The organism is Halorussus limi (assembly GCF_023238205.1).
GTDB classification, from domain to species: domain Archaea; phylum Halobacteriota; class Halobacteria; order Halobacteriales; family Haladaptataceae; genus Halorussus; species Halorussus limi.
Genome location: NZ_CP096659.1, coordinates 2,199,991 through 2,214,457, shown reverse-complemented (window position 1 = coordinate 2,214,457; position 14,467 = coordinate 2,199,991). Strand labels below are relative to the sequence as shown.

The 14,467-nt window shown below is 67.8% G+C and carries 13 protein-coding genes; 9 read left to right on the top strand and 4 right to left on the bottom strand.

From position 1 onward, the window contains the following. Positions 1 to 72: 72 nt before the first annotated feature. A complete protein-coding gene (locus tag M0R89_RS11395; RefSeq protein ID WP_248649208.1) occupies positions 73 to 1,644 on the bottom strand; it encodes a DUF790 family protein in 1,572 nt (523 codons plus the stop codon). Positions 1,645 to 1,721: 77 nt separating this feature from the next. Here M0R89_RS11395 and M0R89_RS11390 point away from each other — a divergent pair, with 77 nt between their 5' ends. After that, on the top strand, positions 1,722 to 2,132 hold the full coding sequence (locus M0R89_RS11390) for a hypothetical protein (RefSeq protein ID WP_248649207.1): 411 nt from the start codon (positions 1,722 to 1,724) through the stop codon (positions 2,130 to 2,132). 1 nt (position 2,133) lies between these two features. Here M0R89_RS11390 and M0R89_RS11385 read toward each other — a convergent pair whose 3' ends face one another. Then, positions 2,134 to 3,507, bottom strand: a complete 1,374-nt coding sequence (locus M0R89_RS11385; protein ID WP_248649206.1) for a DEAD/DEAH box helicase — start codon at positions 3,505 to 3,507, stop codon at positions 2,134 to 2,136. A 206-nt stretch (positions 3,508 to 3,713) separates the two neighbouring features. Here M0R89_RS11385 and M0R89_RS11380 point away from each other — a divergent pair, with 206 nt between their 5' ends. The 8 genes from M0R89_RS11380 (at position 3,714) to M0R89_RS11345 (ending at position 13,356) form a co-directional block, all read left to right on the top strand. After that, the gene (locus M0R89_RS11380) at positions 3,714 to 4,172 is read left to right on the top strand and encodes a luciferase domain-containing protein (RefSeq protein WP_248649205.1); all 459 of its coding nucleotides are present in this window, start codon (positions 3,714 to 3,716) and stop codon (positions 4,170 to 4,172) included. Between the two features lie 81 nt (positions 4,173 to 4,253). Beyond that, positions 4,254 to 4,931, top strand: a complete 678-nt coding sequence (locus M0R89_RS11375) for a nucleotide exchange factor GrpE (protein ID WP_248649204.1) — start codon at positions 4,254 to 4,256, stop codon at positions 4,929 to 4,931. A 199-nt stretch (positions 4,932 to 5,130) separates the two neighbouring features. After that, positions 5,131 to 7,059: a molecular chaperone DnaK gene (dnaK, locus tag M0R89_RS11370; protein ID WP_248649203.1), complete on the top strand. Its 1,929-nt coding sequence runs from the start codon at positions 5,131 to 5,133 to the stop codon at positions 7,057 to 7,059. A gap of 75 nt (positions 7,060 to 7,134) precedes the next feature. Continuing rightward, positions 7,135 to 8,304, top strand: coding sequence for a molecular chaperone DnaJ (gene dnaJ, locus M0R89_RS11365; RefSeq protein ID WP_248649202.1), 1,170 nt, complete (start codon positions 7,135 to 7,137; stop codon positions 8,302 to 8,304). Between the two features lie 270 nt (positions 8,305 to 8,574). After that, positions 8,575 to 9,141, top strand: a complete 567-nt coding sequence (locus tag M0R89_RS11360) for a type 1 glutamine amidotransferase domain-containing protein (RefSeq protein WP_248649201.1) — start codon at positions 8,575 to 8,577, stop codon at positions 9,139 to 9,141. Between the two features lie 52 nt (positions 9,142 to 9,193). Beyond that, the gene (locus tag M0R89_RS11355) at positions 9,194 to 10,177 is read left to right on the top strand and encodes a CPBP family intramembrane glutamic endopeptidase (RefSeq protein ID WP_248649200.1); all 984 of its coding nucleotides are present in this window, start codon (positions 9,194 to 9,196) and stop codon (positions 10,175 to 10,177) included. Between the two features lie 48 nt (positions 10,178 to 10,225). Continuing rightward, on the top strand, positions 10,226 to 11,098 hold the full coding sequence (locus M0R89_RS11350) for a hypothetical protein (protein ID WP_248649199.1): 873 nt from the start codon (positions 10,226 to 10,228) through the stop codon (positions 11,096 to 11,098). A gap of 218 nt (positions 11,099 to 11,316) precedes the next feature. Beyond that, positions 11,317 to 13,356 carry an AMP-binding protein gene (locus M0R89_RS11345; protein WP_248649198.1) on the top strand — a complete coding sequence of 680 codons (2,040 nt, stop codon included), beginning with the start codon at positions 11,317 to 11,319 and terminating at the stop codon, positions 13,354 to 13,356. A 4-nt stretch (positions 13,357 to 13,360) separates the two neighbouring features. Here M0R89_RS11345 and M0R89_RS11340 read toward each other — a convergent pair whose 3' ends face one another. Both M0R89_RS11340 and M0R89_RS11335 read right to left on the bottom strand, forming a co-directional pair. Beyond that, positions 13,361 to 13,984: a GNAT family N-acetyltransferase gene (locus M0R89_RS11340; protein WP_248649197.1), complete on the bottom strand. Its 624-nt coding sequence runs from the start codon at positions 13,982 to 13,984 to the stop codon at positions 13,361 to 13,363. 46 nt (positions 13,985 to 14,030) lie between these two features. After that, the gene (locus M0R89_RS11335; RefSeq protein ID WP_248649196.1) at positions 14,031 to 14,456 is read right to left on the bottom strand and encodes an Ig-like domain-containing protein; all 426 of its coding nucleotides are present in this window, start codon (positions 14,454 to 14,456) and stop codon (positions 14,031 to 14,033) included. Between the last annotated feature and the right edge of the window lie 11 nt (positions 14,457 to 14,467).

Here is a 14,467-nt window from a genome sequence, read left to right as displayed (position 1 = left end):
CCCGAAACCGTTCACGCTCCGCCTCGTCCGTAGCTAACGATAGAGATCGAAGGCGGTAACTTAACGGGCCTCTCACTTCTTCGGACGGATGGTCCCGCCGCTCAGTCCCTCCCACTCGACGGCGAAACCCAACTCCGAGAGGACCGCGCTCGCGTCCTCTATTCCCCGCTCTGAGAGCACCGCTTCGGCCTCAGAGAACGCCATCCCCGCCTCGATGTCGTCCCGCAGGGCCGCCAGCACGCCGGGCCGGACGAGCGTCCGCCCGACGCGCTCGTGGTCCGGAAACGTCTTCTCCTCGATGGCGTCCTCGCTGACGCCGTGTTCGTCCGCCAGCGCGGCGAGCGAAATCGCGTCGGCCTCCGGGACGAGTTCGTCGGGGAGGTTCGCGGCGCTCTCGGCGACCAGTTGCTCCTCGTAGCGCCGGAGGACGTCGCGCACGTCCTTGAGTCGAATCGTCCCCGAGTAGGGAATCGCGCGGTGGTCGCGGGCCGCTATCTCCTCGCCGACGCCCAGACTCTCGTCCACCGCGACGACCAGTTCCACGTCCTCGACCGATTCGAGTTGGCCCAGTTTCTTCTCGACGTACTCGGGCGTCCAGAAGCCCATGATCTCGAAGAAAACCCGGAAGTCGGCGTGCTCGCCGTCGGACTCGTCCGACGAGGTCCCCCTCGCTACGCTCGCGGGACTGTAGTCGAACGCGAAGTCCGGAATCATCACCCGTGCGCCGGTTTCGAGCGGTTCGGGTTCGCGCGTCAACTCCCAGTCGAAGTCCAGCGACTCGAACCGGGCGGCGAAGTCGGCCTCGACGCCGCTGTCGAAGGTCACGTCCCCGACCGGTTCGACGCCCGGCACGCGCACTGGGTCGGCGTCGGACAGCGAGAGCGTGCGGTCGGTGCCGTAGTCGTCGATGGTCGCCGCGAGCGTCCACGAGTCGGCCTTGGCGACGGTCCGGAGCAGGCGCGCGAACCGGGTGCCGTACCGCCGGGTCGACCGGAAGAGGGCGTCGGGGCCGGTGACGACGACTTCGCGGTCCGAGAGCGCCCTCTCGTCGCCGTCGGTCTTGCGAATCTCGTACATCAGGCGGAGGCGCTTGACCGCCGAGACCAGCGCCTTCGGGTCGGAGGTGCGGACCCGGAGTTCGGTCGCGTCGAACAACGCCGTCTGGGCCAGCGAGAGGTTGTACTGCGCGAGCAGTTGGTCGGGGTCCCACCGCGCCTCGAACTCGGCGAGGACCTGTCGTTCGTCCAAGTCGGCGTACAGCGAGTCGGCGACTTCCCCGGGGTCGGCCGCGAGGCGGTCGCCCGCCCGTTCGAGCGCTCGCTCGCGTTCGCTCTCGGAGACTACGCCGACCCGTTCGGCGGACTCGAAGGCGACCCGGCGGGCCCGCTCCGGGGGGACCGCGGCGCGGGTCTCGAAGACGGCCTCGCGGTCGAGGAGTTTGGCGAACCCCCGGACGAGTTTGAAGTGGTCAGCCTCGCCTTCGAGGTCGGCGAGCGCCGCGTCGAGTTCGCTCCGGGGTTCGCCGACGTGACCCTGAAACGTGCCGAGGACCCGCGCGGCCAGCGGCCGGTGTTCCCGGCCCGCGAACTGGGGCGCGTATCCCCCGCCCGCTCTGGAGACGCGCAGCAGGTCCTTGGTCAGCATACCCGGAGAGAGGAGCGGCGCGTACAAAAACCGTCGGAAGACAGAAGACTCATTCCGCTGGACTGGGACTCCCGGCTATGCGAAGGCGCGACACCCTACGGAACTGTGCGCTCCTCGGCGCGACGGGCGGCCTCGGTCTCCTCGCGGGATGCGCGGGCAGCGACGGCCCGAGGGCCTCGCTGGAGGTGACGGAGACCAACTTCCGGGAGGGCGACTCCGGCGCGCTGGTCATCGACGTTACGGTCGAGAACACGGGCGACGCGAAGGGGTCGGGCACCCTCTACGTGACCGTGACCGCCGCCGAGTCGGCGACCGGGGACGAACTCGCGGACGACGGGACCGTCGCCACCGACGCGAGCCGCGAGAAGGTGGACGTGACGCTCCCGGCGGGCGAACGCGAGACCGTGACGGTCGAGTTCGAGTTCACTTACGCCCAGTTCGAGCGCAAGGGGTCCATCAACGCCGACGTCCGGCAGTTCGACGGGTAGCCTACCGACGCCGCTCGGCCACGCGCTCCTCCGCTGTCTCGGCGCTGACGACCTCGTAGAGCAGCGCGGCCCGGCCGTCCTCGTTCGGGCGGAGGACGCGACCGAGTCGCTGGGTGAACTCGCGTTCGCTCCCGCTCCCCGAGAGCAGGACCGCGACGTTGGCGTCGGGCACGTCCACGCCCTCGTCCAACACGTTCGAGGTCACGATGCGCGAGTAGTCGCCTTCCCGAAACCGACCCAAGATTTCCCGGCGCTCGGCCGCGCCGGTCTGGTGCGTGACGGCGGGGAGAAGGAATCGCTCGGAGAGGCGATAGACGAGGTCGTTGTGCGCCGTGAAGACGATGACCCGGTCGTCGCGGTGGTCGGCGAGGACTCCTTCGAGGGCCTCGACCTTCGCGTCGCTGTTCATCATGATTTCGCGGGCGCGCTGTTTGGCGAGCAGGGCCTCGCGGGCCTCGGGGTCGGACCCCGACCGCTTGACCAGTTCCTGATAGTCGCTCCCGCTCTGCATGCGGATGTTCGACCGGGCGAGGTAGTTCGTGAACACCTCGTTGGCCGCCTCGTAGCGCTCGCGCTCCGCCGGGGTCAGTTCGACTTCGAGGCGCTTGATGTCGTAGGGCGCGAGGTGGTCGCCCGCTAGTTCGTCGGGGTCGATGGCGTAGACTCGGTCGCCGACGAGGTCCGCGACCACCTCGTGTGCGCCGTCCGGGCGCTCGAACGTCGCGGTCAGGCCCATCCGGGCGGGCGCGGCCAGCAGGCGAGCGATGTCGCGGTAGCCCTCGCCGCCGAGGTGGTGGACCTCGTCGAAGACGGCGAGTCCGAACCGGTCGCCCAGTTCGTCGGCCCGGAGGTACGCCGAGTCGTAGGTCGAGACGGTCAGGGCTTCGACGTTCTGCTCGCCGCCGCCCAATTGACCGACCGGGACGCCGAACGCCGACTCCAACTCGCGTCGCCACTGCTCTAACAGGTCGATGGTCGGGACCACGACGATAGTCGCGGTCTGCAACCGCTCGATGGCTTTCAGGCCGATGACGGTCTTGCCGCTCCCGGTCGGGAGTTCGAGCACGCCCCGCCGCCCCGCCGCCTCCCACGCCGAGAGGGCGTCGCGCTGGTACTCCCGGAGTTCGTAGGCCGAGGCCACGTCGGGGAGGTCGGGCGCGTCGAGGACCGAGTCCTCGTAGGTCGCCCCCTGCCGGTCCAGCGCCTCCCGGAGCGCGGCGTACCGGAACCCGGGCGCTCGCCGGGTCTTCGACCGCGCGTCGGTCTCGGTGTGGGGCAGGTCGAGGTCGGCGTCGCTCTCGACTCGGACGGTCCCGTCCTCGAAGGTCAGCGTCGCGTCGGCCACGTTGGTGGTCTCTCGGTGCCCGCGGGACATAAACGGCTTGCCGTGATTCGGCGCGTTCCGTGGTCTCGCGGTCTCCCGGTCTCGCGGTCTCAGAGCCCTCAGTTCAGCGGTCTCGCGCTCACCCCGGCGTGCGTTCGTCCGCGGCAGACGCTCGCGAGCGACACATCGAGTCACCCGTTTCTGAGCGACGGGCAGACAGGTTAAGTTCCCAGACGGCGTTATTTCGATAGAGACTCATGGGGGACCAAGACAAGCGTCAGGCGGTGCGACTCGTGGACCGAATCATCGAGGAAGTCGCCGCGTGGCCCCACGTCGAGACCAACGAACACCGGTTCGAGGGCCGGGAGTTCACGCTCGGCCCGCGGGAGGTCGGCCACGTCCACCGGTGGGGTATCGTGGACGTGCCGTTCACCGAGCGCCTGCGCGACACTCTCGTCGAGGAGGGGAAGACCGAGGAGCACCACGTCGTCCCGGAGTCGGGGTGGACGACCCGCTACGTCGAGGACGACGAGGACGTAGAGCAGGCAATCTGGCTGTTGCGCCTGTCGTATCTCTACCACGTCAACAACCTGAAGAAGACGCCCGCCGGCGCGGAGAAGTTCGAGGAAATCGACGTGGCGGAGGAACTGGCCGAACTGGACGTGAGCGACCAGATTCGGGCGGCGTTCGAGCGCCGCGGCGTGATGGGGTCGTGAGTGTTCGGGGTCACGTCCCGCGGAGTCGCCACCCGGTCCGCTTTCTGAATCCTTAAACGCGCCCAACCGTTTGTATCGCATATGACCGACGAGGAAGCCACCGAGCAGGTGCGGGAGGACGCCGAGGAGACCGGAGACGCCCGAACCGACGCCGGCGAGGACGCCGACGCGGCCGCCGAGGAATCGGAGACCGAGGCCGAGACCGACCACCTCGGCACGGAGAGCACCAGACTCGTCGCGGAAGTCGCCACGCAGGACGCGAAACTCGCCGCCGACCTCGAAGGCCATCTCGCGGGTCTCGAAGCGGACAGGGAGGAGGCCGAGGAGCGGGTCGACGACCTCGAATCCAAACTCAAGCGCAACCGCGCGGACTTCAAGAACTACAAGAAGCGCGCGAAGAAGCGCCAGGAGCAGATGAAAGACCGCGCCACCGAGGACCTCGTGGAGAACCTGCTGGACGTGCGCGACAACCTCAAGCGCGCCGTCGAGGACGACCACGAGAACGTCGAGAGCCTCAAGGAGGGCGTCGAGATGACGCTCAAGGAACTCGACCGCGTGTTCGAAGACGAGGACGTCGAGGAGATAGCGCCCGAACCCGGCGCCGAGACCGACCCCCAGCGCCACGAGGTGATGATGCAGGTCGAGAGCGACCAACCCGAGGGCACCGTCGCGGACGTGTACCAACCCGGCTACGAGATGGGCGAGAAGGTCCTCCGCGCCGCGCAGGTGACGGTCAGCGAGGGCGGCGACGAGCAGTAACGCCCACCGCAGGGCGAACGCGACGACGTTCGAATCGGGATTCCGACCGACGAGTAGAATTGCGGTCGGATATATAAGTATGTCATTCTCGGACACAGGGAAATTCCAAAACCGCAAGACGGCGGTAGAATCGCTGCTCGAGGCCTCACGTCGAGACTAGCAAGGCTTAAACGGAAGAACCCGCAACGTATCGAACAAGATGGCGAGCAACAAGATTCTGGGCATCGACCTCGGCACCACGAACAGCGCGTTCGCGGTCATGGAGGGCGGCGACCCGGAGATCATCGTCAACAGCGAGGGCGAGCGAACCACGCCCTCGGTCGTCGCCTTCGACGACGGCGAGCGCCTCGTCGGGAAACCCGCCAAGAACCAGGCGGTTCAGAACCCCGAGCGCACGATTCAGTCCATCAAGCGCCACATGGGCGACGAGGACTACACCGTCGAAATCGACGGAGAGGAGTACACTCCCGAGCAGATTTCGGCGATGACCCTCCAGAAGATAAAGCGCGACGCCGAGGAGTACCTCGGCGACGACGTCGAGAAGGCGGTCATCACGGTCCCGGCATACTTCAACGACAAGCAGCGCCAAGCGACCAAGGACGCCGGCGAAATCGCCGGGTTCGAGGTCGAGCGCATCGTCAACGAACCGACCGCCGCGTCGATGGCGTACGGACTCGACGACGAGTCCGACCAGACGGTCCTCGTCTACGACCTCGGCGGGGGCACTTTCGACGTCTCCATCCTCGACCTCGGCGGCGGCGTCTACGAGGTCGTCGCCACCAACGGTGACAACGACCTCGGGGGCGACGACTGGGACGAGGCCATCATCGACTACCTCGCCGACGAGTTCGAGAACGAACACGGCATCGACCTCCGCGAGGACCGACAGGCCCTCCAGCGCCTGAAGGACGCCGCGGAGGAGGCTAAAATCGAACTCTCCTCTCGGAAGGAGACCGACATCAACCTCCCGTTCATCACGGCGACCGACGAGGGTCCGGTCCACCTCGAACAGAGCATCACCCGCGCGAAGTTCGAGAGTCTAACCTCGGACCTCATCGAGCGCACGGTCGGCCCGACCGAGCAAGCGCTCGAAGACGCCGATTACTCGAAGAGCGACATCGACGAAGTGATTCTGGTCGGCGGTTCGACCCGGATGCCCCAAGTGCAGGAGAAGGTCGAGGAGATGACCGGCCAAGAGCCGAAGAAGAACGTCAACCCCGACGAGGCCGTCGCGCTCGGCGCGGCGATTCAGGGCGGCGTCCTCAGCGGCGACGTGGACGACATCGTCCTGCTCGACGTGACGCCTCTCTCGCTCGGTATCGAGGTCAAGGGCGGCCTCTTCGAGCGTCTCATCGACAAGAACACCACCATCCCGACCGAGGAGTCGAAGGTGTTCACCACGGCCGCGGACAACCAGACCTCCGTGCAGGTCCGAGTGTTCCAGGGCGAGCGCGAAATCGCCGAGGAGAACGAACTGCTCGGCGAGTTCCAGTTGACGGGCATCCCGCCCGCGCCGGCCGGAACCCCCCAAATCGAGGTCGGGTTCAACATCGACGAGAACGGCATCGTCAACGTCACGGCCGAGGACCAAGGGTCGGGTAACTCCGAGGAGATTACCATCGAGGGCGGCGCCGGTCTCTCCGACGAGCAGATCGAGCAGATGCAGGAGGAAGCCGAGAAACACGAGGAGGAAGACCAGCAGCGCCGCGAGCGCATCGAGGCCCGAAACGAGGCCGAGAGCGCGGTCCAGCGCGCCGAGACCCTGCTCGACGAGAACGAGGAGGAAATCGACGACGACCTGAAGGCCGACATCGAGGCCGAAATCGAGAGCGTACAGGAGGTTCTGGGCGACGAGGACGCCACGAAGGAGGACCTCGAAGACGCGACCGAGAGCCTCAGCGAGCAACTGCAGGAGATCGGCAAGCAGATGTACCAGCAGCAGGCCCAGGCCGGTGCCGGCGGTGCGGGCGCTGGCGCGGGCCCCGGCGGCGCTGGTCCCGGCGGTGCGGCGGGTGCCGGACCCGGCGGGATGGGCGGTCAGGCCGGACCCGGCGGTGCCGGTGGCGGCGACGGCGAGGAGTACGTGGACGCCGACTTCGAGGACGTCGACGAGGACGACGACGAGTAACGTCGCTCGCGCGTTCGACCCGCGATACGGCAACGGACCCTTGAAGTAACTCCATCTTTTATCGACTCACAACGAATGAGCGAGGACTTCTACGACATACTCGGCGTGAGCAGGGACGCCGACGAGGACGAGATAAAATCGGCCTACCGCGACAAGGCGACCGACTACCACCCCGACGTGAGCGACGACCCGAACGCCGAGGAGAAGTTCAAAAAGCTCCAGAAGGCCAAGGAAGTGCTGACCGACGAGGAGAAGCGACAGGCCTACGACCAGATGGGTCACGAGCGGTTCGAGCAGGCCGAGAAGCGCGGCGGCTTCGACGGCGGCGCCGGCGGTGCCGGTCGGGGCGGCATGGGCGGCCAAGGCGGCATGGGCGGCCAAGGCGGCATGGGCGGCCAAGGCGGCATGGGCGACATCTTCGAGCAGTTCTTCGGCGGCGGCAGTGGCCGCCAGTCTAACCGGCCCCAGAAGGGCCAAGACCTCCGGACGCGCCTGACCATCGACCTCGAAGACGCCTACGAGGGCGTCCAGAAGCAGGTCAGCGTCCGCCGTCCCGAGCGCTGTGACGACTGCGACGGCGAGGGCCACCCGCCGGGCACAGACTCGCACACCTGTCAGGAGTGCAACGGCCGCGGACAGGTCACGCAGGTCCAGCAGACGCCGCTCGGCCGAGTCCAGCAGACCCAGACCTGTCGCCACTGCGGCGGCGAGGGCGAAATCTACGCCGAGACATGCTCGACCTGCGGCGGCGACGGCACGGTCCGCAAGGAGGCCACGCTGTCGGTCGAAGTCCCGGCGGGCATCCAGTCGGGCCAGAGCCTCCAGATGGAGGGCGAGGGCGCGCCCGGCCCGAACGGCGGCCCGAACGGCGACCTGCTCATCGAGGTCGAAATCGAGGACCACCCCGACTTCGAGCGCGACGGCGACGACCTCCGACGACAGGAACCCATCTCGTTCCCGCAGGCGACGTTCGGCGACACCGTCGAGATTCCGACTCTCGACGGCACCGTCGAGATGGACGTGCCCGCGGGCACCCAGAGCGGCGAGACGTTCCGTCTCAAGGGCAAGGGGATGCCCCGACTCCGGCGGCGCGGGCAGGGGGACCTCTACGTGCAGGTGCAGGTCGTGACGCCCGAGAGCCTGAACGACGAGCAGAGGGAGGCGCTCGAACAGTTCGCCGAGGCCGGCGGCGAGGAGGTCAGCGTCGAGGAAGGCTTCTTCGAGAAGATAAAGAACTCGTTCTAAACGACCGTTTACTGCGGGCGGCGCGTTCAGGGTCGCCCTCGCAAACGCTCGACCAAAACCGCTGCACTCCTCCCGCCACTCGCTTCGTCTTCGGCTTTTCGCGCCGAAGGCTCGGAGGACCGAAGGTACTCCGGCGCTCGGTATGGTCGTCGCTCGGGCCGCTCGCTCGGGCTCTGCCCTCGCTCGCGGTCCAGCAGCGCACCCGATTGGGGGACCGTCACGCGACCCGGCCCGTCGGCTTATGCGCGTTCGTCCCCCAGTTCGACTCGAATGAGCGAGACCGACCAGGAGACGCTAAACGGCGTAACCGTCGGCGTCTTCGTCGCTCCAGAAGGCACAGAGGACGTCGAGTTCACCGAGTCGAAGGCCGCCGTCGCCGACGCGGGGGCCAGCGTCGAGATCCTGAGTAGCGAAACCGGAGAGGCCCGGACCGTCGACAACGACCTCGAGTGGGCCGAGTCGTACGAAATCGACGCGACGTTCTCGGACGTCTCGGCCGACGACTACGACGCGCTGGTTATCCCCGGCGGCACCGTAGGCGCGGACAAACTCCGCGCGAACGAGGACGCCGTGACCCTCGTCCGGGAACACGTCGCGGACGACAAGCCCGTCGGCGTCATCTGTCACGGGCCGTGGGTGCTGGTCGAGGCCGACGCCGTCGAGGGAAGGACGCTGACCTCGTATCCGAGTCTCCAGACCGACGTGCGCAACGCGGGCGGCGAGTGGGTCGACGAGGAAGTCGTCACCGACGAGGGGTTCGTGACGAGTCGCAAGCCCGACGACCTCCCGGCGTTCCGCGAGGAGATAGTCGAGACGTTCGCGGCGGAATCCCGGTAGGCCCCGCCGACGGGGCCGAGGTTTTTGACGGCGGCCTTCCTACTCGATAGCGATGCCGCCAGCGCCGAAGTACCCGTCGTTCGCCGCCGTCACGATGCTCGTTCTCGGCCTGCTCGTCATGCTCGCGCGGGCCTCGCAGGCCATGTTCGAGGGCGGCCCCGACGGCGACGCGGCGTCGGGGACCGACGACACCGACGCCGATTCTGACTCCCGCGCCGGGGTTCCCGCGACCGGTGCGGCCCGCATCGAGCGCCACCGCGACACCGGCCGGTCGCGGGCCGAGCGCCGCGCTCGCGACGTTCTCGACGAGGACGACGGCGACCCGTGGAACGGCGAGCGGACCGACGAATCGCCGTGGGACGAGCGCGGGTCGGAGACCGACGCCCGGCGAGCGAGCGAGCGAGAGGCGTCCGAACGCTACGAGCAGAACGTCCTCGAGTTCTCGACCGGCACCCTGCTGGCGAACGTCGCGCTGAGTCAGGGCCTGTTCGGCGTGGCCATCGTCGGCGCGGCGTGGTTGGCCGACGTGCCGCCGGTCGCGCTCGGCGTCGAGACGGGCAATCCGTGGAGCGTCGGCCTGCCCGCGGTCGGAGTCGGCGTGGCCGTCGGCGTCGCGCTCTACGCCGCCAACGAACTCGCCGCGAAGGTCGTGGACGCCGCGGGAATCGACTACTCCGAGGGCCTGCGCGAGTCGCTCGCGCCCGACACGCTCGGCGGGTGGGCCGTCCTGCTCGGGGTCGTCCTGCCCGTCATCGCGGGGTTCGAGGAACTGCTCTTCCGGGCGGCGCTGGTCGGCGCGTTCGCCGCCGGATTCGGCGTCTCGCCGTGGCTCTTGGCGGCGTTCTCGACCGTCGCGTTCGCCATCGGTCACGGCGCGCAGGGACCCGGCGGCGTCGCGGTGACGGGTCTGCTCGGGTTCGCGCTGGCGGCCGCGTTCGTCCTCACCGAGAGCCTGCTGGTCGTGGTGGTCGCCCACTACCTCGTCAACGCGCTGGAGTTCGGCGTCCACGAGGGACTGGGCATCGAGTGGGTCTGAGCAGAACGCTTTTGGTTCGACGCCGGGAACACGTCAACAGTTCAAACTATGGCGGGCGTTTCTGTCGCCGCGCCCGCCGACGGGGCGGACGCCACGGACGGGTTCTTCGGCCTCGTCGTCGGTCTCTACGCGGCCGCAGTCGCGGCCCCGGCGGTCGCAATCGGCGTCGCGCTGGCGTGGACGACCGACCCCGGCGCGCTGTTCGCCGTCCTGCTCGGACCCGGCACGCTCGTCGCGGCCGTCGTCGGGTGGGTCGGTCGCCGTGAGACCGTGGCCGTCCGACTCGGCGCGACCCGGTGGGTCTGGGCCGCGGTAGCGCTCCCGTTCGCCAACCTCGCCGCCCTGTTCGGCGCTGACCTCGCGGGCGCCGAGGCCCCGCTCGGACCGGTCGTGGGTCTCGCGCTCGTCGGTGCGCTGGCGGGGTTGATTACGTCCATTGGTCTCGTCACGGCGTCGCACAACCGCCACGCGAAGGCGCTGCTGGCCGACGCCCCGCCGGTCGTCGAGTTCAGCGCCCGCGGCCCGGCACGTGACCGGCGACGCGCGAAGTGGGCCGCCGGCAGCCTGCTCGTCGTGAGCAGTGCAGGCTTCGTCGCGGGGATACTGCTGGAGTTCGACCTGCTCCAGTCGCTGTTCCAGATACTCTTCCCGATAGCGGCGGGGTTCTACGGGAGTTTGAACGAGCGCGAACTCCGGATTTCCCCGGCGGGACTCGTCACCGGGAGTCCGGTCCACAAGCGACTCCTCTCGTGGTCTACCTTCGAGAGCTACGACGTGACCGACGAGGTACTCGTGGTCCGGCGGGCGGGGTGGTCGTTGTGGGGCCTTCGGGACGTTCGCCGGGACGCCACCGAGATAGAGGACCCCGAGGCGGTGGCGGCGGCGCTCGGGGAGTTTCTCCCCCGGCGTGAGGAGCGATAACTCGACAGCGGTGCAGTCGCGGTGCAATACACCAGCGGTCGCGCTACGAAGCCGTTACTGTATTCCACCGGTTGTGCCACCGCTTGGGAACGGAGTGACCGAGCGGACCGAGGAACCCCTCGAAGGAGCGCCGACGGCGCTCGGTCGGTGCGAGCGCCGTAAAAGGTTGAGTAAGGTACTTGGCACGCCCCCGCAACATTTGCCACACGGAGGATACTATGGATACGCTCGAAGACGTAGACGAGGTCCGCCACGAACCCAGCGACGAGTTCGTGGCATCGACCAACGTCTACCAGTTCATGCAGGAGTACGGCATCGAGGGCTACGAGGAGTTGATAGAGCGGACGACCTCGGAGGTGCCGGGGGTCGAGGAGTCGGGCGTCGAGTGGTTCTGGGACGAGATGGTCGAGTACCTCGGCATCGACTTCTACGAGGACTACGATACGATTCGGGACGACAGCGATGGCCCGCAGTTCTCGGAGTGGTACGAGGGCGGCGAGATAAACGTCGCTCACAACGTTGTCGACCGCCACGCGGCCCCCGACAGCGAGACCCGCAACAAGGTCGCCTGCATCTGGGAGGGCGAGGACGGCGAGGTCCGCGAGGTAACGTTCCACGAACTCGCCCGCCAGTCGAACAAGGTCGCCAACGCGCTCGAAGCGCGCGGCGTCGGGGCGGGCGACGCGGTGGGTCTCTACATGCCGATGGTGCCGGAGGTCATCTCCATCCTCTACGGCGCGTTCAAGGTCGGGGCCATCGCCGTCCCCATCTTCTCCGGATTCGGCGTGGACGCGACCGCGACCCGCATCGAGGACCCCGAGTGTTCGGTGCTGTTCACCGCCGACGGCTTCTACCGCCGGGGGAGCGAGGTGTTCCTGAAGGGCACCGCCGACGAGGCCATCGAGCAGGCGGGCCACGTCGAGCACACCATCGTCTACGACCGGTTCGGCAGTAGCGAGGCGCAACGCGCCTCGGGCGGCGAGGGCGACGGCGGGACGGAGATTCCGTGGCACGACGACCGCGACGAGTGGTGGGACGAGGCGGTCGAGACCCAGAGCGACGAGTACGACACGCGGTCGATGGACTCGAACGACGAGTCGATGCTCCTCTACTCGTCGGGCACCACCGGCAAGCCGAAGGGCATCGTCCACACCCACGCCGGCGCGCTGATGCAGGCCGCCAAGGAGATTTACTTCGGCTTCGACCACAAACCGGAGGACCGGTTCTTCTGGGTCAGCGACATCGGGTGGATGATGGGTCCGTGGACGCTCATCGGCAACCACGCGTTCGGCGGCACGGTCTTCATGTACGAGGGCGCGCCCGACCACCCCGAACCCGACCGGTTCTGGGAGATGATAGACCGGCACGCCATCTCGACGTTCGGCATCTCGCCGACGGCGATTCGCGCCCTGCGGAAGTACGGCGACGAACACGTCGAGCGCCACGACCTCTCGACGCTCCGTCTTCTGGGTTCGACCGGCGAACCGTGGGACCCCGAGAGTTGGCAGTGGTTCTACGAGAAGGTCGGCGGCGGCGAGGCGCCCATCATCAATATCTCGGGCGGCACCGAAATCATGGGCTGTTTCCTCATGCCGATGCCCATCCAGTCGCTCAAGCCCTGCACGCTCGGCGGGCCGGGCCTCGGGATGGACATCGACATCGTGAACTCGCAGGGCGAGTCCATCGCCGACACCCACGAGCGGGGCTTCCTCGTCGCTCGCGACTCCTGTCCCTCGATGACCAAGAGCCTCTGGGAGGGCGACGAGCGTTACTTGGAGGAGTACTGGTCCACCTTCGAGGACCCGCCGCTGTGGGACCACGGCGACTGGGCCCAGAAGGACGAGGACGGTTTCTGGTTCCTCCACGGCCGCGCCGACGACGCCATCAACGTGGCGGGCCGGAAGGTCGGCCCCGCGGAAGTCGAGGGCGCGCTCATCGACCACGAGGCCGTCAATCAGGCCGCCGCGGTCGGGGTCCCGGACGAGACGACCGGACAGGCCGTGGTCGCCTACGTCATCCTCGAAGACGGCTTCGAGGTCGGCGACGCGCTCCGCGAGGAGTTGCGCGAGCAGGTCGGCCAAGAACTGGGGAAACCGTTCAAGCCCCGCGAGGTGCTGTTCGTCTCCGAGTTCCCCAAGACCCAGAGCGGGAAAATCATCCGGCGGGCCATCGAGGCGACCTACACCGGCGAGGACCTCGGCGACATGTCCTCCATCGAGAACCCCGAGGCGCTGGACGAACTGGAAGCGGCGGAGTAGCGGCCTACTCCTCGACCCACTCGTCGCGGAGCAGGCCGTAGACGTACTCGTCGCGGTACGCGCCTTCGACGAAGTTGTTCTCCCGAAGTTTCCCTTCGAGCGTGAATCCGAGACGGTCCAGCAAGGCCTGAGAGGGGTTATTGTGAGAGTACACGTGCGCCTCGACGCCCCGGACCGCCCGCGATTCGAAGAGGTGGTCGAGGAAGAGCGCCATCGCCTCGGTCGCGTACCCCTCGCCGTGGTACGCCGGCAGGAGCCAGTAGGAGACCTTACCGCGGGGCTGGTCGAGTTCCCACGCGTTCACGGTTCCGATGGGAGTCGGTTCGGCGTCGCTCGCCGAGGACGCGTCCCCGTCGCTCGTCGGAGTCGGCTCCGCCTCGGCTCCGGCGGTCTGCTCCCCGCCGTCCGACTCCTCCGTAGACAGGCAGACGAGCAGGTTGGCGCTGTCGTCTCGCTCGACCCAGTCCTCGACGGTCTCCTCGGCCTGCGCGAGGTTCGTCGGGTCGGCCAACCCGAGCGGACCGCGGACCGCGGGATGGTTGCGGCCGCGCTGGTAGAACGCCGCGTCGTCGCGTTCGACGGTGTAGAGGGCGGTGCGCTCGCCGTGCGCGAAAGCTACGCCGGGCATAGGATTTCTGTCGGACGGGCGAGGGAAACCAGTTTCGTTCGGTCGCTTAGGCACATGACGCGACGACTTCGACCGTGGCGTTCGCTCCGACCCACACCTCGGTCGTACAGTGGTCGTACGGTCCCGTGACCGCGAACGATTTCGGTTCGCGGCCGTCCACGGAGACGACGAGTCGGTACTCCTCGCCCGCCTGAGTCGCGTTCGACCACGAGACAGACTCGTTCGGTCTGAGCGACGCTACCTCCTCGGCGAACACGTCTTGCGACTCGCCGGACGCGTTCGCGGGAATCACCTCGATTCGGACGGTGTGGTTCGCGTCGTCGTCGTTCGAGACGTGGAGGTCGTCCATCGCCGACGGGGCCTGTCCGATGCCGAGGAACGCGACGGCGAAGACGCCGCCGACGAGCAGTGCGAAGGCCGCGAAGCCACCGAGCCAGAGTGTGAGTCCCTTCCAGAAGACGGAGTCGGTCATTCGATTGCGGT